At 74.4% G+C, this 18,449-nt stretch carries 17 protein-coding genes; 8 read left to right on the forward strand and 9 right to left on the reverse strand.

Annotation, left to right across the window (positions count from 1 at the left end; translation table 11 throughout):
* Nucleotides 1-153: 153 nt before the first annotated feature.
* Nucleotides 154-486, reverse strand: a complete 333-nt coding sequence (locus tag ABGB16_RS00370; protein ID WP_347665896.1) for a hypothetical protein — start codon at nucleotides 484-486, stop codon at nucleotides 154-156.
* Nucleotides 487-669: 183 nt separating this feature from the next.
* Between ABGB16_RS00370 and ABGB16_RS00375 the strand changes: the two genes are divergently transcribed.
* Nucleotides 670-897, forward strand: coding sequence for a winged helix-turn-helix domain-containing protein (locus tag ABGB16_RS00375; RefSeq protein WP_347665897.1), 228 nt, complete (start codon nucleotides 670-672; stop codon nucleotides 895-897).
* 134 nt (nucleotides 898-1,031) lie between these two features.
* Here the strand turns inward: ABGB16_RS00375 and ABGB16_RS00380 are convergent, their stop codons facing one another.
* Complete coding sequence (locus tag ABGB16_RS00380; RefSeq protein ID WP_347665898.1) at nucleotides 1,032-2,072, reverse strand: S66 peptidase family protein; 1,041 nt, start codon at nucleotides 2,070-2,072, stop codon at nucleotides 1,032-1,034.
* A 109-nt stretch (nucleotides 2,073-2,181) separates the two neighbouring features.
* Between ABGB16_RS00380 and ABGB16_RS00385 the strand changes: the two genes are divergently transcribed.
* Both ABGB16_RS00385 and ppc read left to right on the forward strand, forming a co-directional pair.
* Nucleotides 2,182-3,234 (forward strand): hypothetical protein, encoded by a 1,053-nt coding sequence (locus ABGB16_RS00385; protein WP_347665899.1) that lies wholly within the window; start codon nucleotides 2,182-2,184, stop codon nucleotides 3,232-3,234.
* Between the two features lie 129 nt (nucleotides 3,235-3,363).
* Entirely contained in the window at nucleotides 3,364-6,150 is a 2,787-nt protein-coding gene (gene ppc / locus ABGB16_RS00390; RefSeq protein WP_347665900.1) for a phosphoenolpyruvate carboxylase, read from the forward strand.
* Between the two features lie 116 nt (nucleotides 6,151-6,266).
* Here the strand turns inward: ppc and ABGB16_RS00395 are convergent, their stop codons facing one another.
* Nucleotides 6,267-7,046, reverse strand: a complete 780-nt coding sequence (locus ABGB16_RS00395) for a hypothetical protein (RefSeq protein WP_347665901.1) — start codon at nucleotides 7,044-7,046, stop codon at nucleotides 6,267-6,269.
* Nucleotides 7,047-7,100: 54 nt separating this feature from the next.
* On the opposite strand from ABGB16_RS00395, the gene ABGB16_RS00400 reads away from it, so the two are divergent.
* Entirely contained in the window at nucleotides 7,101-8,255 is a 1,155-nt protein-coding gene (locus ABGB16_RS00400) for a DNA recombination protein RmuC (protein ID WP_347665902.1), read from the forward strand.
* A gap of 337 nt (nucleotides 8,256-8,592) precedes the next feature.
* Here ABGB16_RS00400 and ABGB16_RS00405 read toward each other — a convergent pair whose 3' ends face one another.
* Together ABGB16_RS00405 and ABGB16_RS00410 are read right to left on the reverse strand one after the other, a co-directional pair.
* Entirely contained in the window at nucleotides 8,593-9,015 is a 423-nt protein-coding gene (locus tag ABGB16_RS00405; RefSeq protein WP_347665903.1) for a hypothetical protein, read from the reverse strand.
* A 239-nt stretch (nucleotides 9,016-9,254) separates the two neighbouring features.
* Nucleotides 9,255-10,244: a 4-hydroxy-3-methylbut-2-enyl diphosphate reductase gene (locus ABGB16_RS00410; RefSeq protein WP_347665904.1), complete on the reverse strand. Its 990-nt coding sequence runs from the start codon at nucleotides 10,242-10,244 to the stop codon at nucleotides 9,255-9,257.
* Nucleotides 10,245-10,461: 217 nt separating this feature from the next.
* Here ABGB16_RS00410 and xseA point away from each other — a divergent pair, with 217 nt between their 5' ends.
* Complete coding sequence (xseA, locus tag ABGB16_RS00415; protein WP_347665905.1) at nucleotides 10,462-11,676, forward strand: exodeoxyribonuclease VII large subunit; 1,215 nt, start codon at nucleotides 10,462-10,464, stop codon at nucleotides 11,674-11,676.
* 201 nt (nucleotides 11,677-11,877) lie between these two features.
* The gene (locus tag ABGB16_RS00420) at nucleotides 11,878-12,099 is read left to right on the forward strand and encodes an exodeoxyribonuclease VII small subunit (protein WP_347666046.1); all 222 of its coding nucleotides are present in this window, start codon (nucleotides 11,878-11,880) and stop codon (nucleotides 12,097-12,099) included.
* Nucleotides 12,100-12,245: 146 nt separating this feature from the next.
* Here the strand turns inward: ABGB16_RS00420 and ABGB16_RS00425 are convergent, their stop codons facing one another.
* From ABGB16_RS00425 to ABGB16_RS00435, 3 genes are all read right to left on the reverse strand, one after another.
* On the reverse strand, nucleotides 12,246-13,091 hold the full coding sequence (locus ABGB16_RS00425) for a hypothetical protein (protein ID WP_347665906.1): 846 nt from the start codon (nucleotides 13,089-13,091) through the stop codon (nucleotides 12,246-12,248).
* Nucleotides 13,092-13,307: 216 nt separating this feature from the next.
* Nucleotides 13,308-14,126 (reverse strand): hypothetical protein, encoded by an 819-nt coding sequence (locus ABGB16_RS00430; RefSeq protein ID WP_347665907.1) that lies wholly within the window; start codon nucleotides 14,124-14,126, stop codon nucleotides 13,308-13,310.
* A 102-nt stretch (nucleotides 14,127-14,228) separates the two neighbouring features.
* Nucleotides 14,229-15,014 carry a DUF4245 family protein gene (locus ABGB16_RS00435; RefSeq protein WP_347665908.1) on the reverse strand — a complete coding sequence of 262 codons (786 nt, stop codon included), beginning with the start codon at nucleotides 15,012-15,014 and terminating at the stop codon, nucleotides 14,229-14,231.
* Nucleotides 15,015-15,173: 159 nt separating this feature from the next.
* On the opposite strand from ABGB16_RS00435, the gene glpX reads away from it, so the two are divergent.
* Both glpX and ABGB16_RS00445 read left to right on the forward strand, forming a co-directional pair.
* On the forward strand, nucleotides 15,174-16,205 hold the full coding sequence (gene glpX / locus ABGB16_RS00440; protein ID WP_347665909.1) for a class II fructose-bisphosphatase: 1,032 nt from the start codon (nucleotides 15,174-15,176) through the stop codon (nucleotides 16,203-16,205).
* 149 nt (nucleotides 16,206-16,354) lie between these two features.
* On the forward strand, nucleotides 16,355-17,299 hold the full coding sequence (locus tag ABGB16_RS00445; protein WP_347666047.1) for a DMT family transporter: 945 nt from the start codon (nucleotides 16,355-16,357) through the stop codon (nucleotides 17,297-17,299).
* Nucleotides 17,300-17,344: 45 nt separating this feature from the next.
* Here the strand turns inward: ABGB16_RS00445 and ABGB16_RS00450 are convergent, their stop codons facing one another.
* Nucleotides 17,345-18,310 (reverse strand): NAD-dependent epimerase/dehydratase family protein, encoded by a 966-nt coding sequence (locus tag ABGB16_RS00450; RefSeq protein ID WP_347665910.1) that lies wholly within the window; start codon nucleotides 18,308-18,310, stop codon nucleotides 17,345-17,347.
* Nucleotides 18,311-18,449 lie beyond the last annotated feature (139 nt).

Here is an 18,449-nt window from a genome sequence, read left to right on the forward strand (position 1 = left end):
TCCCCGCCCCCCGGCCCTGCCCGGTACTCGGCCCACCACGCCGGGGCCGCTCGGGGTTCGCCGTTCGCCGTTCGCGCCCGTTCGCCGACATGGCGGTGTCCGAGCGCGCCGGATGCCGCCATGTCGGGGAACTGGAGTCGATCACTGCAAGGCTCACGCGGCGTGCAGCGCTCCCGGATCGAGCTGACGCACCAACCGCTGGGACAGGCGGGCCAGCGCACGGGACTGGGCCAGGTCGACCGGCCAGCGTTCGACGTCCGAGCCCGCGGAGAGTTCCAGCAGGAGGCCGGACGGCGGGATCTCCCCGACATCCATCCGCCACAGGCCGATCCCGACCTGGATCACCTCGTCCCCTCGGACGGCGGTGCCGACCAGGCGGGACAGGTGCAAATCGTTCGGGCCGGCACAGTCCGGGCCACGCAGGCACCACGGCGGATAGCCGGTGTTCGATAGATTGCTGATGGGCCGGGGGTCCTTCCCGGTCAAGGCCCGGGGAGCGGAGTGCCACCTCCACCCCGGGCCGCTCTGTTGGCTGAGGAGACCTGCCACGGTCACCCCGATCAACCTATGACTACCTGTCATGTCAGGTCAACACCTGTCACCACATTTCATTGACGCTCTACCGGCAGCCGTGATCACATGGGCGTTACCTGCCACGGAAGTCAGCCCATGCCTGCGTACACGAAGAAACAACGTCTCATCGACACCCTGACCGAGCGCATCGAGTCGGGCGAGTATCCGCCGGGCGCGAAGCTGCCCTCCGGCACCGAACTCTGCGCCGAGTTCGACGTGTCCCGCCAGGTGGTGCGCTCCGCCGTCGACTGGCTCAAGGCACGAGGACTCGTGGAGGGTGCTCCGGGCGCGGGCGTCTTCGTCCGCGCTCACCCCTCGCAGTGACCCGGCCGCACACTCGCGCCTGCCATCCTCTGCGCGCAGTTTCACGGAAGTAGTGGTCTCAGGCGCCCCGCGAGGCCGCAACTTCCATGAACTTGCGCGGATCTTGGCGCGGCGGGCGCGCACAGGCGCGTGGGTCAGTAGCGGACGCGGATGCGGCGGGCGGCCGCGTCGACCTCGACCTCGCCGCCGTACGGGACGATCAACTGCGGGTCGGTGTGGCCGATGTCGAGATCGAAGACGACCACGGCGTCCGGGGCGTACTCGGCCAGCGCCCGGGTCACCGCCGCCCGCTGCTCGGCGACGTACGCCCGCCGCTGTTCCACGGTGTGCGGGCGCGCGAAGTCCCACGCCTTGGCCCGGCCGACCAGCACCGCCGGGAAGCCGGCGAGCAGGCCCCGCTCCCCCATGTTGCGCAGCATGCGGTACACCTCGGTCGCCGACGGCAGCTCCTCCGACGTCTCGACCAGCAGCACCGAGCCGGCCAGTTCGGCGTTCGGGGCGACCCGGCCGGCGGCCAGCAGCCAGTGCAGGATCTCCAGGTTGCCGCCCCAGGTGCGGCCCCGCACCACCCGCTCCGGCCCCTGCCAGTGCCAGCCCTCGCCGGGGAACATCGGCGGCTCGCTGTCGAGCGTCGCCGGGTCGCGCCAGTCGTTCGGCTGGTCGCCCCACTCGGGCGCGGGCGCGAGGTCGTACCAGCCGGAGGTGAACAGGGCGGCGCGCAGCGAGTCGAAGGTGAGCGGGTGCGGGGCGCCGGGCCGGCCGAGGTGCACCATGACGGACCCGCCGTGGTACGCCACGATCCCGAGCCGGTGCAGCTGGTTGAGCAGGTTGGTGTTGTCGGAGTAGGCGAGGAACGGCTTCGGGTTGGCCCGCAGCACGTCGTCGTCCAGGTACGGGGTGACCGTGATCTGGTCGTCCCCGCCGATGGTGGCGAGCACCGCCGTGATCGACGGGTCGGCGAAGGCGGCGGTGAGGTCCCGGGCCCGGTCGCGCGGGTCGGCTCCCAGCACCCGGGTGGTCGGGTACTCGACCGGTTCCAGGCCGAACTCCTCCCGCAGGCGGCGCAGGCCCAGCTCGTACACGTGGGGGAAGATCGCCGGCAGCCCGGCGGAGGGGGACACGACGGCGACGCGGTCACCGGGCCGGGGCTTCGGCGGATAGCTCAGGGGCTGCACGCTCAGACGCTACCGAGCCCCGCGACCGCTTTTCGGCGCTCGGACTGCCGCCTGACCGGGGCGCCGTGAAATCCCGCAATCCCGGCGTATCACCCCATAGGCTGGCCACGTGACCCAGGAGCCCGACGCCCCGGTGCGCGCCTGGCTGCCCCGCGCGGCCGCGCTGCTGGTCGGCACCCTGGCGCTCGCCACCGCGTTCATCGCCGCCTACGTGGGGGCGCTGCACAAGCCCACGCCGCGCGACGTGCCGGTCGGGGTGGTGCTGGGCGACCAGCACGCCCAAGCGGTCATGGCCGCCGTGCGCGGCCGGACCGACACGATCAAGCCCGTCGGGTACGACGACCCGCGCTCCGCCGACGACGGGCTGACCGCCCGCGAGGTGTACGGGGTGCTCACCTCCAGCCCCGACGGCGGGCTGCGGCTGGCCCTCGCCAGCGCGTCCGCGCCGGCCGCCACCGAACTGGTCGACCAGGTGTTCACCGCGGCCGCCCAGCAGGCGCGGCTCCCGCTCCAGGTCGTCGACGAGGTGCCGGTGGAGCGCAGCGACCCGCGCGGGCTGGTGCCGTTCTACCTGGCGGTCGGGTACGTCCTCGGCGGCTACCTCGCCTCGACCGCGCTCGGGCTGCGCACCGGCACCGCCCCCCGCGGCCTCGCCCGCGCCGGCCTGCGAACCGCCGCGCTCGCGGCGTACGCGGTGGTGCTCGGCGTGGCCGGCGCGCTGGTCGTCGGACCGGGGCTGGACGTGTGGCGCCACGACGTCCCGGCGGTCGCCGCCGCCGGGGCGCTCGCCGTCTTCGCCGCGGCGATGGTCGCCGCCGCCGTGCAGGGCTGGCTCGGCCTGCTCGGCACCGGGATCGTCATCCTGCTGCTGGTGGTCCTCGGCAACCCCGGCTCCGGCGGCGTCTACGCCCCCGAGTTCCTGCCGGACTGGCTGCGCGGGATGCACCGGTGGAACGTGCCGGGGCTGACCACGGACCTGATCAAGTCGGCCGTCTACTTCGACCGCCCGGCGGCGGGCTGGCCGGCCGGTGGCCTGGCGGTCTGGGCCCTGGCCGGCGTCGTGGGCTTGCTCACGGCGGCCCTGGTCCGGGGCGGGCGTGCCGCCGCCCCGCGGGCCGTCTCCACCAGTGCCACCAGCGACGATGCGCGGCTCGACGGCTGAACGGACGGCACCGGTCGCCCGTCCCGGAAAAGGGGACGCCCTCGCCCCCTTCCGCTCCCCCGGGCCGGCGCGGATACGATCCAGGAAGTCGGACAGCGCTGTCCTTCGTACTCGTGGAAGGAGCGCACCGTGACCGACCAGCACGACCACGACGGGCCCGACGCCGCGCTGCGGGCCGACATCCGCCGCCTCGGCACACTGCTCGGGCAGACCCTCGCCCGGCAGGAGGGCCGCCCGCTGCTGGACCTGGTGGAGGAGATCCGGGCGCTCGTCCGCTCCGACGCCCCCGCCGCCGCCCAGCGGCTCACCGGGCTCGACGTGACCACCGGCACCAAGCTGGCCCGCGCCTTCTCCACCTACTTCCACCTGGCCAACATCACCGAACAGGTGCACCGGGCCCGCGACCTGCGCCGCCGCCGGGCGATCCAGGGCGGTTGGCTGGACCAGGCGGCCAAGATGATCGCCGAGCGCGGGGTGCCCGCCGAGGAGATCGCGGCGGCGGCCCGCCGCCTCGCGGTACGGCCGGTGTTCACCGCCCACCCGACCGAGGCGGCCCGTAGGTCGATCCTGTCCAAGCTGCGCGCGATCGCCGACGAGCTGGACGCCGAGACCACCAACGCCATCCTGTACGGGGCCAGCGACGAAGGGCCCGCCAACCGGCGCCTGGCCGAGCTGCTGGACCTGATGTGGCAGACCGACGAGCTGCGGCTGGACCGGCCGGACCCGACCGACGAGGCCCGCAACGCGATCTACTACCTGCGCGACCTGTACGCCGAGGCCGCCCCGCAGGTCCTCACCGACCTCGCCGACACACTGCGCGTCCTGGGCGTGGAGACCTCGCCGACGGCCCGCCCGCTGACCTTCGGCACCTGGATCGGCGGCGACCGGGACGGCAACCCGTTCGTCACCCCGCAGGTCACCCGCGAGGTGCTGCGCATCCAGCACGAGCACGGCATCGAGGCCACCGAGAAGGCGATGGACCAGCTCATCAACGAGGTCTCGGTCTCCCGCCGGCTGCGCGGGGTGTCGCTGGACCTGTCCGCCAGCCTCGCCGCCGACCTGGACGCGCTGCCCGAGGTGGCGCCCCGGTTCCGCCGCGTCAACGCCGAGGAGCCGTACCGGCTGAAGGCCCGGTGCGTGAAGGCGAAGCTGACCAACACCCGGGAGCGGCTGCGGCAGGGCACCACGCACGTGCCCGGGCGGGACTACCGGGGCTCCGCCGAGCTGATCGCCGACCTGGAGCTGCTGCGCGCCTCGCTGGCCCGCAACTCCGGCCAGCTCACCGCCGTGGGCCGGCTCGCCGCCACCATCCGCACGGTGTCGGCGTTCGGCCTGCACCTGGCGACCATGGACGTCCGCGAGCACGCCGAGGCGCACCACGCGGTGCTGGCCCAGCTGTACGCGGCCGTCGGCGAGGTGCCGGACTACGCGAGGCTGAGCCGGCTGGAGCGCACCAAGCTCCTCGCCGACGAGCTGACCGGCCGGCGTCCCCTGTCCACGCTGGACACCCCGCTGACCGAGGGCGCCCGCAAGACGTTCGACGTGTTCGGCACGATCCGGGACGCCCAGGACCGGTTCGGCTCGGAGGTCGTCGAGTCGTACATCATCTCGATGACGCTCGGCGTCGACGACGTCCTCGCGGCGGTGGTGCTGGCCCGGGAGGCCGGGCTGGTCGACGTGCACAGCGGCCGGGCCCGGATCGGCTTCGTGCCGTTGCTGGAGACCCCGGCCGAGCTGAACGCCGGCGGCGACCTGCTGGACGAGCTGCTGTCGCTGCCCGCGTACCGGGCCCTCGTGGCGGCCCGCGGGGACGTGCAGGAGGTGATGCTGGGCTACTCCGACTCCAACAAGGAGGCGGGCATCACCACCAGCCAGTGGTCGATCCACCGGGCGCAGCGCGCGCTGCGCGACGTGGCGGCCCGGCACGGGGTGCACCTGCGGCTGTTCCACGGCCGGGGCGGCACCGTCGGGCGCGGCGGCGGCCCGACCCACGAGGCGATCCTGGCCCAGCCGTACGGCACGCTGGACGGCGCGATCAAGGTCACCGAGCAGGGCGAGGTCATCTCCGACAAGTACAGCCTGCCGGCGCTGGCCCGGGAGAACCTGGAGCTGACCATGGCCGCGGTGCTCCAGGCCACCCTGCTGCACACCGCGCCCCGGCAGCCCGCCGAGATGCTGGAGCGCTGGGACGCGACGATGGACGTGGTCTCCGAGGCGGCGTTCCGGTCGTACCGGTCGCTGGTGGAGGACCCGGACCTGCCGGCGTACTTCTGGGCGTCCACCCCGACCGAACTGCTCGGCGCCCTGAACATCGGCTCCCGGCCGGCGAAGCGCCCGAACACCGGGGCGGGGCTGGCCGGGCTGCGGGCCATCCCGTGGGTGTTCGGCTGGACGCAGACCCGGCAGATCGTTCCCGGCTGGTTCGGCGTCGGCTCGGGGCTGGCGGCGGCCCGGGCGGCCGGCCTGGACGACGTCCTCGCCGAGATGCACCGCAACTGGCACTTCTTCCGCACGTTCCTGTCGAACGTGGAGATGATGCTGACCAAGACGGACCTGACCATCGCCCGCCGGTACGTCGAGATGCTGGTGCCGAAGAAGCTGCACCCGATCTTCACCAAGATCGAGGCGGAGTACGAGCTGACCAGGCGGGAGGTGCTGGCGGTCACCGGCGAGTCGGCCCTGCTGGAGAACTCGCCGGTGCTCCAGCGCACCCTCGCGGTGCGGGACACCTACCTGGAGCCGCTGCACCACCTCCAGGTGGCGCTCCTACGGCAGTACCGGGACTCGGGCGCGGCCGGCCGGGCCGTGGCGACCGCCCCCGGCGGCCGGCGACCGCCGAGCGACGGCACCGCCCTGGAGCGGGCCCTGCTCACGACGGTCAACGGCATCGCCGCCGGCATGCGCAACACCGGCTGAGCGGTAGGGAAGGGCCCCCTGTCGATGCGTTCCGCAGCAGGGGGCCCTGTTGCACCGCTGGGGCGGCCGGTGCGATCCAGGCCCGACGCGGCGGCGGAGCGGAGAACCCCGGGCGGCTACCAGTCGCCCCCGCCGAAGTCCCCACCGCCGAAGTCCCCACCGAAGTCGCCGCCGCCGAAGTCTCCCGAGCCGGCGAAGTCGCCGCCGCCGAAATCGCCGGCCTGGTCGGCGCCGAAGTCGGCGCCGTCGTCGAACCCTTCCTGGTAGCCGGCCTCGTAGCCGTAGCCCGGGTCGGCGAACGCGGGGGAGAACAGCGCGTCGGCGATCAGCACGCCGCCGAGCACCCCGGCGCCGGCCCCGAGCGCGGTCTTCCACCACGGCGTCGAGTACCAGCCGGCGGGCACCGGCCGCCCCTGGTAGCGCCCGCCCGGGTAGTAGTAGGGCATGTCCCGGCCGGGCCGCGGGCCGGCCTTGAAGACCTGCCCCTGCACGTTCACCTGACGCTCCCGGGTCAGCTCCCCGATGCCCTGCGCGGCGGCCAGCGGAGGCAGCTCCGGGCCGGGGTCGAGGCCCAGCGCGATCCGGGCCGCCCGGACGTACGCCAGCCCCTCCAGCGCCGTCTCCCGGGCCAGCCGGTACTGCTGGACCGTCCGCGCCTGCTCCAACTGGCCGCCCGCCGCGTTGTACCGCTCGCCGGCGTCCACCAGCGCCTGGCGCACCGCCAGGTCGTCGCCGTGCAGGTTCATCACCTGCCCGCCGAGGCGCTCGTACCAGCGCAGCGCGTCGGCCCGGACGTCGGCCAGGCTGCGTGCCTCCCGGGCGGCGCACTCCTGGCGCCACCAGACGAGCCCGCCCACGAGCAGCGCCACCAGGAGAAGCACGAACAGGATCCGCATGTCTTCGAACGTACCCGGCGGCGTCACGTCGTACGCGTTTGGCAAGCTCGGGGAATGAGCTTCTCGACGCTGGCCGTGGTGGTGCTCTGCCTCGCCGCGGGCGGCGGGCTGGGCTGGTTCGCGGCCCGGTCCCGGGCGGCGGCCGAGATCGCCCGGCTGGAGGCCACCCTCGCGGCCGTCCGGGAGGGCGAGGGGCGGCTGGAGCAGTCGATGCGGGCGCTGAGCTACGAGGCGACCGCTCAGTCGCAGGAGGCGGTGGCCCGGGCGGTGGCCCCGCTGCACGACACCCTGCGCCGGTACGAGTCCCGGGTCGCCGAGCTGGAGCGCGACCGGGTCGACGCGTACGCCGAGCTGCGCGAGCAGGTCCGCGCCATGAGCACCGTCTCCGGTGAGCTGCGCACCGAGACCAAGCAGCTGGTGGCCGCGCTGCGCGCGCCGCAGGTGCGCGGCCGGTGGGGCGAGCACCAGCTGCGCCGCATCGTCGAGGCCGCCGGCCTGCTGGAGCACTGCGACTTCGACGAGCAGGTCACCGCCGCGACCGACCACCAGACGGTACGCCCCGACCTGGTGGTCCGGCTGCACGGCGGGCGCTCGGTCGTGGTGGACGCGAAGGCGCCCTTCGACGCGTACCTGACGGCGATGGAGGCCCGCGACGAGCGTGGCCGGAACGACCACCTCGACGCGCACGCGCGGCACCTGCGGGCGCACGTCGACGCGCTGGCGGCGAAGTCCTACTGGGCGGCGTTCGACCCCGCCCCCGAGTTCGTGGTGCTGTTCGTGCCGGCCGACCCGTTCCTCGACGTGGCGTTGCAGCGCGACCCGGCGCTGCTGGAGCACGCGTTCGCCCGCAACGTGGTGCTCGCGACGCCGGCCACGCTGGTCGCGCTGCTGCGTACGGTGGCGTACTCGTGGCGGCAGGAGGCCCTGGCCCGCAACGCGGTGGCGGTGCACACCCTCGCCCGGGAGCTGTACGGCCGGCTGTCCACGTTGGGCGACCACGTGGGCAAGCTGGGCTCGGCGCTGGGCGGGGCGGTGACCGCGTACAACCGGGCGGTCGGCTCACTGGAGGCGCGGGTGCTGGTGAGCGCGCGCAAGCTCGCCGAGCTGGGCGTCTCCGACCAGGAGCTGGCCACGCCCGCACAGGTCGAGGTGGCGCCCCGGCAACCGCAGGCACCGGAGCTGGTGCCACCCCCCACGACGCACCCCTGACCGCCGCCCACCGCCGCCCGCCGCCGCCCGCCCCCGCCACCGGCCGCCCCCCCCCGCCCCCCGCCCCCCGCCGCCCCCCCCCCCCCCCCCCCCCCCCCCGCGCCCACGCCCACCCCCCCCCCCGCCCCCACGCCCTCGCCCTCGCCCTCGCCCTCGCCCTCGCCCTCGCCCTCGCCCCGGCGATCATGAAGTTGACGGCGCCGGAACGGACATTCCGCCACGGTAACCTCCATGATCAACGGAGGAGGCGGAGGAGGCCGGGCGGCGGCAGGCGGTGGACGGCGGGCGGGGGCGGCGGGTGCGGACGGCGGGGCGGCGGGTGCGGGTGCGGGTGGGGTCAGGCGCGCCGGGCGGACTCGACGACGAACGGGGTGCCCTGCTGGCAGGTGCTCAGCATGCCGGGCTTCGGCTGGCCGCTGACGGTGACCTTCGCGCCCGCGGCGAGCACGTCCGCAGGGCCGCCGATGAGCTGGTAGCCGTCGAGCAGTCGGCAGCCGGGCTCCACCCCGGCCTCCACGACGCCGGTGAGCGTCATGGCGCCGGGGCCGGGCGGGCGGCTCGGGCCGGTCGGGCGCGTCGCGGGGGGCTGTGCCGTCGGAGCCACCGGGGCGGTCGGGTCCACCGAACCGGTGGCGGGCGGGGTGGTCACCGTCGTCCCGCCGGAGGGACTGGGGGCGGCTTCGCCGGCCCCCTCGCCGCCGCAGGCGCCCAGCGCCGCGCAGACGACCAGGGCTACCAGGAGCGTCCGAGGAGTCTTCATACCCGTTCGGACGCACCACACCCGTGATCCGTTCCGGCAACCACAGGCGTCCCGCGCCACCGGCAGCCGGGAGAACCGGCCCGGGAGCCTCGGCCGGCGCGAGGCGACCCGGGAACAGGCGCGGCCGGCGCGAGGCGACCCGGGAACAGGCGCGGCCGGCGCGAGGCGACCCGGGAACAGGCGCGGCCGGCGCGAGGCGACCCGGGAACAGGCGCGGCCGGCGCGGGACGGCCCGAGGATCAGGCGCGGCCGGCGACCGCCGCCTTCATGTCCCGCTTGAGCTCCTGCGGCAGGGAGAAGGTCAGCCGCTCGTTGGCGGTCACCACCTCGTCCACGTCGGTGAAGCCGCGCTCGGCGAGGTGCGCCAGGACCTCCTGGACCAGCTCGTTCGGAACGCTGGCCCCCGAGGTGAGGCCGACCGTCGTCGCCCCCGCCAGCCAGGCGTCATCGATCTCGTGCGCGAAGTCGATCAGGTGGCCGGCGCGGGCGCCGGCGTCCAGGGCGACCTCGACCAGCCGCACGGAGTTCGAGGAGTTGCGCGACCCGACGACCAGCACCACGTCGCACTCCGGCGCGATCTCCTTGACCACGTGCTGGCGATTGGAGGTGGCGTAGCAGATGTCGTCGCTGGGCGGCGACTGGAGCAGCGGCAGCCGCTGCTTGAGCCGGGCCACCGTCTCCAGCGTCTCGTCGACCGACAGCGTCGTCTGGGAGAGCCAGACCACCTTGGCCGGGTCCCGCACGGTGACCTTGTCGGCGCCGTCCGGGCCGTCGACGAGCTGGATGTGCGCGGGGGCCTCTCCGGTCGTGCCGATGACCTCCTCGTGCCCCTCGTGGCCGATCAGCAGGATGTCGTAGTCCTCCGCGGCGAACCGCTTCGCCTCCTGGTGCACCTTGGTCACCAGCGGGCAGGTCGCGTCGATCGCCTTCAGCGAGCGCGCCTTCGCCTGCTCGTACACCTCGGGGGCGACGCCGTGGGCGGAGAAGATGACGGTGGCGCCCTCCGGCACCTCCTCGTTCTCCTCCACGAAGATCGCGCCCTTGGCCTCCAGGGTGCGCACCACGTGCTTGTTGTGCACGATCTCCTTGCGCACGTAGATCGGCGCGCCGTACAGCTTCAGAGCCTCCTCGACGGTCTGCACCGCCCGGTCGACGCCCGCGCAGTAGCCGCGGGGCTTGGCCAGGAGCACGCGCTTGCCGGTCCGGGACGTCGCATCAGCCTGAGTCACCCGCCCATCCTACGTGCCGCCTCCGCGGCGACGCCGGCTGCGACCGCCAGCGCAGGAGCTGCCCGGGGCTGGCAGAGCGGGCGTGGTGATCCACTCCATATCGCCGGCATGGCGGCATCTCGCGCGCTCGGACACCCCAATGTCGCCGACATGGAGTCGATCAGCATCATCGACGGCGCGGCGCGTGATCGTCGGAGGGTGCCCGTAGGGTGGCGGGGTGAGCGAGGTCCCCAGGAGCAGTGCCGACGAGCCGTGGCCGGTGCGGGTCGTCAGCCAGAAGGTGGGGGCGTGGATCGCCCGCCTCGGCTGGGTGTGGGTGGACGGGCAGGTGGCGCAGATCAGCCGCCGCCCCGGGGCCAGCACGGTCTTCCTCACCCTGCGGGACCCGTCGGCAGACCTGAGCCTGACCGTCACCACGAACCGGGACGTCCTCGACGCGGGCGCGCCGGAGCTGCGCGAGGGCGCCCGGGTGGTGCTGCACGCCAAGCCCGAGTTCTACGCGGCCCGGGGCACGCTGAGCCTGCGCGCCGACGAGATCCGGCAGGTCGGCCTCGGTGAGCTGCTGGCGCGGCTGGAGAAGCTGAAGAAGCTGCTGGCGGCCGAGGGCCTGTTCGACCGGGCCCGCAAGCGTCGGCTGCCGTTCCTGCCGGGCCGGGTCGGGCTGATCACCGGGCGCGCCTCCGCCGCCGAGCGGGACGTGCTCACCAACGCCCGCCGCCGCTGGCCGGCCGTGGAGTTCCGCACGGTCAACGTGGCCGTGCAGGGCCCGGGCGCCGTGCCGCAGATCGTGGACGCGCTGAAGGTGCTCGACGCCGACCCGACCGTGGACGTGATCGTCATCGCCCGGGGCGGGGGCGGCATCGAGGACCTGCTGCCGTTCTCGGACGAGGCGCTGTGCCGGGCCGTCTTCGCCTGCCGTACGCCGGTGGTCAGCGCGATCGGCCACGAGACGGACGCGCCGCTGCTGGACTACGTCGCCGACGTACGGGCCTCCACGCCGACCGACGCGGCCAAGCGGGTGGTGCCCGACCTGGGCGAGGAACTGCGCCTGATCGAGCAGGCCCGGCACCGGCTCCAGCGCGCCGTACGCAACCTCGTCGACCGGGAGTCGCACCGCCTCGACGGGCTGCGTTCCCGGCCCGTGCTGGCCCGGCCGCAGGTGATGGTCGAACAGCGGGCGACGGAGGTCGGCGCGCTCCGCCAGCGGGCCGGGCGCTGCCTGGAGCACCGGCTCGGCGCGGCCGAGGACGAGCTGCGGCACACCCTCGCCCGGCTGCGCGCCCTCTCCCCCGCCGCCACCCTCGACCGGGGGTACGCGATCGTGCAGCGGGCCGACGGGCACGTCGTCCGGGCGGCCGGCGAGGTGGCCGGGGGCGACCGGCTGCGGGTACGCCTCGCCGAGGGCGAGCTGGCCGCGACGGTCGAGGGGTGAAGCGGGGTGGACGAGGGCTGAGCCGTGACGGCCGACGGTCGCCCGGCTGCTGCTGAGGCCGGGCGGCGCGGCGGGCGAGCCGGGGTACGGCGGGTGCGCCGGGGTACGGCGGGTGCGCCGGGGTACGGCGGGTGCGCCGGGGTACGGCGGGTGCGCCGGGGTACGGCGGGTGAGCCGGGATGTGCTGGGATGGGGCGGATGATGATGGACGAGAAGGACGCCGGGCCGGACGAGCGGCTCAGCTACGAGCAGGCCCGGGCCGAACTGGCCTCGGTGGTGGAACGGTTGGAGGCCGGCGGCACCTCCCTGGAGGAGTCGCTGGCGCTGTGGGAGCGCGGCGAGCGGCTGGCCGAGGTGTGCCAGCGCTGGCTCGACGGCGCGCGGGCCCGGATCGAGGCGGCCCGATCACAGCCCGGCACCTGACCGGCCCACCTGCACCTGACCAACCGACCTGACCGGCCAGCTTCCGTCGGTCACGACCATGTTGGTTCGGGCCGCGGTAGCAGCAACGGACGGCCACAGACGACGGGTGCGGGACGACCGACGCCGCCCCCGCACCCGGTCAACCGTCAGTTGAACAGGTTGTACAGCTCGTTCGGGGCCTCCACGACCTGGTCCGCCGGCGGGCGCTGGGCGGCGGTCGCCGCGCCGTAGTCGGCGTACGTGATCCGGATGTCCTGGGCCTTGGTCTGGCCGGACGCCGGGATCTGGATGACCAGCTCGCTGAGCCGGCCCTGCGGATCCAGCTTCGCGGTGAACGGCAGCGACCGGGCCTGCTGGCCGAGTGCCTTGATCAGCTCGGCGTTCAGGGAGCCGGCCTCGGCGGCCTTCGTCACGTCGATAGTGCCCGCGTACGCGCCCTCGCCCGTCTGCCGGACGTCGGTGACGCCCTGGGTCAGCACCTCGCTGCCGGCCGGGTCGACCTTGTCGAAGTCGAAGCCCAGGTTGCGGTTGCCCTTGATCCGGGACTGGTCGAGGTGCTGGTACTTGCCGAGGTTGAGGTTCTGCACCCCCGGCAGCTTGGCGGCCTGGCCGCCCAGGTCGACCTTCACCCAGCTGTCCGGCTTGGCGTGGATCACGTCGAGTTTCATCATGACGTCCGAGGAGGCGTCACCGAGGGTCAGCCGCATCTCGGCGCTCTGGCTGGGCTCGTGCACCTGCCCCTCGGCGGTGGTGCCCACGCCGGTCATGGTGAACCGGAAGTTGCCGTTGCTGATCTCCCGGGTCGAGTCGAGCAACGCCTGCTTGGCGTCCCCGGCACCCGGCGAGGCGCTCCCGGAGGCCGCCGCGCTGCCGGACACGGCCGGGGAAGCCGAGGGCCCCGCCTCGCCGGCCCCGGTGCCGTTGCAGGCGGCCAGACCGGGAGTGAGCAGCGTCGCGGCGAAGACCGCCGCGCTGAAGCGTCGAATGGTCACGTCAACCTCTCCACGTGGGTCGTCCGGCCCCCGCTGGGCGCCGGAGGCGTGGCGCCGGAGCCCGAACGCTGGCCCGGCGCACGAGTCCCGTCCGGCTGGCGCAGCGAGCCGACGAGGTCGCGTACCTTCTGTTCCCTGTCGCCGCCTTCCGCAATCCCTGTCCGGTCCACCCGGGTCGGGGGCGGCGGACGCCCGCCGCCCCCGACCGGCGGCGGATCAGCTCTTGAACATCTCGTAGACCTGGTCGGACGCCTCGACCACCTGGTCGGCCGGCGGCTGCTGCACGGCGGTGACGGCGCCGTAGTCGGCGTACGTGACGGTCACGTTCTGCGCCTTGCTGTCGCCGAAGGCGGGCAGCTGCACGGCGAACTCGACCAGCCGGCCCTGCGCGTCGAGCTTCGCGGTGAACGGCACCGCGCTGGCCTTGTCGGCCAGGCCCGTGACCGTGGTGGCGTCGAGCAGGTCCGAGCCGGTGGTCTTCGTCGCGTCGAGGGTGCCGGCGTACGCGCCCTCGCCGGTCTTGCGGACCTCGGTGACCGACTTGACCAGTGCCTCGCTGCCGGCCGGGTCGACGTCGGCGAGGTCGAACTTCAGGTCCTCGATGTCCTGGGCCTTGGTGCGATCGACGTGCTGGTACTTGCCCTTCATCGCCTTCGCGCCGGGGACCGCGTCGGCCATCGGGCCGGTGAACTCCAGCTTCACCCAGCTCTCGGTGTCGATGAAGACGAGATGCATGTCCATCGAGATGCCGTCGGAGCCGCCGTCGGCGGCCATCTTCATCTCGGCGCTCTTGGACGGCGCGTGGACCTTGCCGCTGCCGGTCAGCTCGCCCCCGCCCATGGTGAACGCGAAGTTGCCCTTGCTGATCTCCTTGGTCGAGGCGAGCAGCGCCTCCTTGGGATCGGCAGGGACGGCCGGGGCGGCGCTCTTGCCGTCGGCGGCCGGCTCGGCGTCCTCCGCCGACGCGCAGGCGGCCACACCGGGGACGAACAGGGCGGCGGCGAGGACGCCGACGCTCCACCGTCGAATGTTCACGTAGCTCTCTTTCCGCAGTGACTACCCGGCCCACCACAGGCCGGGCTGAGCCCGGGCAGCCTAACGGAGGACACCGACAGCGGTCGGCCCGGACGAGGCGGCCTAACGGAGCGAGGCGGCGAGCCAGCGCAGCTCGTTCTCCCGCGCGTCGCCGATCACGATCACGGTGCGGTCCGGTTCGAGCAGGACGAGCGCCTGCTCGTTGCCCCGGGCCGTGTACCGCTGCCAGCTCCGCCCGCTGACCTCGGTCGAACCCTGCGGTTGCCCCTCGGCGGTCAGTTCGGCGGGCAGCAGCCGCTCCGGCGGCACGTCGCTCTGCACCACCTGGGCACCCCGCCCCTCCGGGGTGAGGTAGCCGATTCGCAGGCTCGAGCCACCCTCGGCGCTGCGGTAGCTGGCGCTGACCGTCTTCCAGTCGGAGCCGAGCCCGGCCGGCTGGGCGACCGGGAACGCCTGGGCGGCGCGGGCCTGGTCCAGCGCCGACGCCGGGTCGACGGTGGCCGGCTGGTCGCCGCCGAGGAGGCCCCGGTAGAAGGCGAGCAGCAGGGCGATCGGGATCAGCAGCACCAGCATCGAGATCGCCATGTCCTTCGGCGACCGCTCGGACCGGACCTTGTCCCGGCCGGCCGGGGGCGCCGGCGACTCCCCGGCGGCCCACGCCGGGGCGGCGGGGGCCGCGCCGGTGGGGTCCGGTTCCACGACGTCCGGCTCGGGCGGCGCCCCGGCGGCGGACGCCGACCCGACGGTGGCGGGCTCGCCGGCTCCCGCGCCCGGCGGCGGGGTCGGCTCGCCGGCTCCCGCGCCCGGCGGTGGGGTCGGCTCGCCGGCTCCCGCGCCCGGCGGGGTCGGCTGGGCGGGGGTACGGTCGACTGGCTGTACGCGTTCCACCTCCCCATTCTTCCAGCCGCCCCGGTGCCGGGAAGCTGGCCACCGCCGCCCCGCCCCGGCGATAGGTTGGCGATCGTGTGAGGATCAGCGACAAAGCCGGTAGCGGTGCGGGCCGCATGCTGCCGGTCCACCCCGCAACGTCGCGAGGAGGAAGCCGTCATGACGAACACCAGGACGCGAACCCCGCAGGATCTCGACCGGAACCTCGCCCTCGACCTGGTCCGGGTGACCGAGGCCGCGGCGATGGCCGCCGGCCGGTGGGTCGGCCGGGGCGACAAGGAGGGCGGCGACGGGGCCGCCGTCGACGCCATGCGCAAGCTGATCAACTCGATCCCGATGCGGGGCGTCGTGGTGATCGGCGAGGGCGAGAAGGACAACGCGCCGATGCTCTTCAACGGCGAGGAGGTCGGCGACGGCACCGGTCCCGAGGTGGACGTGGCGGTCGACCCGATCGACGGCACCACGCTGATGAGCAAGGGCATGCCGAACGCGCTGGCCGTCCTCGCGGTGGCCGAGCGGGGCGCGATGTTCGACCCGAGCGCGGTCTTCTACATGGAGAAGCTGGCCGTCGGCCCGCTGTACGCGGACGTGGTCGACATCAACGCCGGGGTGGCGGAGAACCTGCGCCGGATGGCCAAGGCCAAGGGCACCGACGTGTCCGAGATCACCGTCTGCGTGCTGGACCGGCCCCGCCACACCGAACTGGTACGGGAGATCCGCCGCGCGGGAGCGGGCATCCGCTTCATCTCCGACGGTGACATCGCCGGCGCCATCGCCGCGGCCCGGGGCGAGTCGGACGTCGACGTGCTGATGGGCATCGGCGGCACCCCCGAGGGGATCACGTCGGCCTGCGCGCTCAAGTGCATGGGCGGCATGATGCAGGCCAAGCTCTGGCCGCGCGACGCGGAGGAGCGGGAGAAGGCGTTGGCCGCGGGGCACGACCTCGACCGGGTGCTGACCACCGACGACCTGGTCACCGGCGACAACTGCTTCTTCGTGGCGACCGGCATCACCTCCGGCGACCTGCTGCGCGGCGTGCGCTACCGAGCCGGCGGGGCGTACACGCAGTCGATCGTGATGCGCTCGAAGAGCGGCACGATCCGGGTGATCGACTCGTACCACCGGCTGGAGAAGCTGGCCCTGTACTCGGCCGTCGACTTCGACGGCCGCCCGCTGGCCGAGCAGGAGTGAGCCGGGCAGGAGTGAGCCGGGCAGGAGTGAGCCGGGCAGGAGTGAGCCGGGCAGGAGTGAGCCGGGCAGGAGTGAGCCGGGCAGGAGCGCGTCGGGCGGCGGCCAGCCGGGCGAAAGCGGGTACCGCCGGGGCGGTCGCACCGCCCACCCTGTCGGCCGGCCGCCGGGCCGCCGGCGTGGCGCTGGCCACCGCCTCCGGGGTCGCGGTGGCCGGGCAGTCGCGGATCAACGGCGAGTTGGGCGTACGCCTGGACGACGGGATCGCCGCCGCAGTGGTCTCGTTCGGCCTGGGGCTGCTGGTGCTGCTGGTGCTGGTCCCCGCCACTCCCGCCGGGCGGCGCAGCCTGGCGGTGCTGCGCGTGGCGCTGGCCGACGGGTCGCTGCGGCCGTGGCAGTGCCTCGGCGGCGTCTGCGGCGCGTTCGTGGTCGCCGCCCAGGGGCTGACGATCGGCTCTCTCGGCGTGGCGGTCTTCACGGTGGCGGTGGTCGCCGGCCAGTCCGGCAGCAGCCTCGCCATCGACCGTTGGGGTGTCGGTCCCACCGGCCGGCAGCCGGTGACCGCGGCCCGGCTCGCCGGCGCGGCGCTGACCGTACTCGCCGTGCTGCTGGCGGTCGGCGACCGCCTCGGCGACCCGCGGACCCTGGGCCTGGCCCTGCTGCCGCTGCTGGCCGGGGTGGGCGTCGCGTGGCAGCAGGCGGTGAACGGCCGGGTACGGGTCGCCGTCGGCAGCGCCCTGACCGCCACGGGCGTCAACTTCGCCGTCGGCACCGTGGCCCTGCTCGTCGCGTTCGCGGTGGACGTCGCGGTACGGGGCCGCCCCGGCGGCGCCCTTCCCGGCGAGCCGTGGCTCTACCTGGGCGGCCCGATCGGCATCGTGTTCATCGCGATCGCCGCGGCGATCGTCCGGTTCACCGGGGTGCTGCTGCTCGGCCTGGCGACGATCGCCGGGCAGGTCGTCGGCGCCGTACTGCTCGACGTGCTGCTGCCGACCGCCGCCTCGCACCCGGGGCCGGCGACGCTGCTGGGCGCCGTGCTCACCCTGGTCGCGGTGCTGGTCGCCGCGCTCGCCCCGGTGCGGGGATCCGCGCGCTAGGAAGGGGCCCTTCCGGTACCGAACGCGTCGACGAGGTGTCCCTCCTCACACCGCGCGCAGGGCGGCGACCGTGTCCGCGAGCGACCGGTCGAGCGGGGTCGGCTCGACGCCGAGGACGGCGGTGGCGGCCGAGGAGTCCAGCAGGTACGGACGGTCGAACTGGTACGCGGTCTCGCGCAGCTCCCGCGCCATCGGGTTGACCAGCCCGGCCAGCCAGAGCGCCGGGTACGGCAGCCGGGTGAGCCTCGGCGCCGGCGCGCCGGCCAGGGCGGCGGCCCGGGTCGCCAGTTTCCGCACGGTGACGGCGGGCGCGCTGGGCACGTGCCAGACCCGGCCCCAGGCGCGCTCGTCGGCGGCGGCCGCGACGAGCGTACAAGCGACGTCGTCGACGTACGTCCAGGTGTGCGGGGCGTCGTAGTCGACGGGCATGACCACGCGGCGACCGGCGAGCACGCCGGACAGGACCATCATGGGCAGCGCCGTGGCACCCGCGCCCAGGTAGTCGGAGCCCCGCACCTCGGTCGCCCGCACCCGGCCGGCCCGGTGTGCGGCCAGCGCCTCCGCCCACATCTGGTTCCGTACCCGTCCCTTGGTGCCGGTGGCCGCCGGCGGGGTGGCCTCGGTCATCGGCCCGTCGACCGGCCCGTACCCGTAGAGGTTGCCGACGGTGGCGAGCACCGCGCCGGTGCGCTCGGCGGCGGCGAGCAGCGCGCCCGCCAGCGGCGGCCAGTCCGTCGGCCAGCGGTGGTATGCCGGGTTGGCGCAGTTGTACAGGGCGACCGCCCCCTCGGTGAGGGTGGCGAGCCGTTCTACGTCCGCGGCGTCGGCGGCGACCCGCTCCACGGCCGGGCCCTCTCCCGAGCTGCCGACCGGCGCCGGGCCGGCCGACCCGTGCTGTCCGGGGCCCGCCCCGCGCCGGCTGATCAGCCGGACGCGCTCGCCGGCGGCCGCGAGGCGGCGGGCGGTGGCGGTGCCGACAGGTCCGGCGCCGACGATCACATGCAGCGACATCACAGGTCACCCTTCGAAGCGGGGGTACGAATTGAGAGCACCGATCTCGCTCTGGCCTGCCCAGCATGACGCCACCCCGACCACTTCGTCAAGAGCAGTGCTCTCTGTTTTGTCTAGCGCTCTCTGGCATGGGAGAGTG

This window comes from Micromonospora sp. B11E3 (assembly GCF_039871625.1).
In the GTDB taxonomy this organism is placed as follows: domain Bacteria; phylum Actinomycetota; class Actinomycetes; order Mycobacteriales; family Micromonosporaceae; genus Micromonospora.

Coding starts and splice junctions, on each gene's coding strand:
- ABGB16_RS00375 (WP_347665897.1), top strand. CDS start 670: ATGCCTGCGTACACGAAGAAACAACGTCTCATCGACACCCTGACCGAG.
- ABGB16_RS00395 (WP_347665901.1), bottom strand. CDS start 7,046: ATGCGGATCCTGTTCGTGCTTCTCCTGGTGGCGCTGCTCGTGGGCGGG.
- ABGB16_RS00400 (WP_347665902.1), top strand. CDS start 7,101: ATGAGCTTCTCGACGCTGGCCGTGGTGGTGCTCTGCCTCGCCGCGGGC.
- ABGB16_RS00405 (WP_347665903.1), bottom strand. CDS start 9,015: ATGAAGACTCCTCGGACGCTCCTGGTAGCCCTGGTCGTCTGCGCGGCG.
- ABGB16_RS00420 (WP_347666046.1), top strand. CDS start 11,878: ATGATGGACGAGAAGGACGCCGGGCCGGACGAGCGGCTCAGCTACGAG.
- glpX (WP_347665909.1), top strand. CDS start 15,174: ATGACGAACACCAGGACGCGAACCCCGCAGGATCTCGACCGGAACCTC.
- ABGB16_RS00450 (WP_347665910.1), bottom strand. CDS start 18,310: ATGTCGCTGCATGTGATCGTCGGCGCCGGACCTGTCGGCACCGCCACC.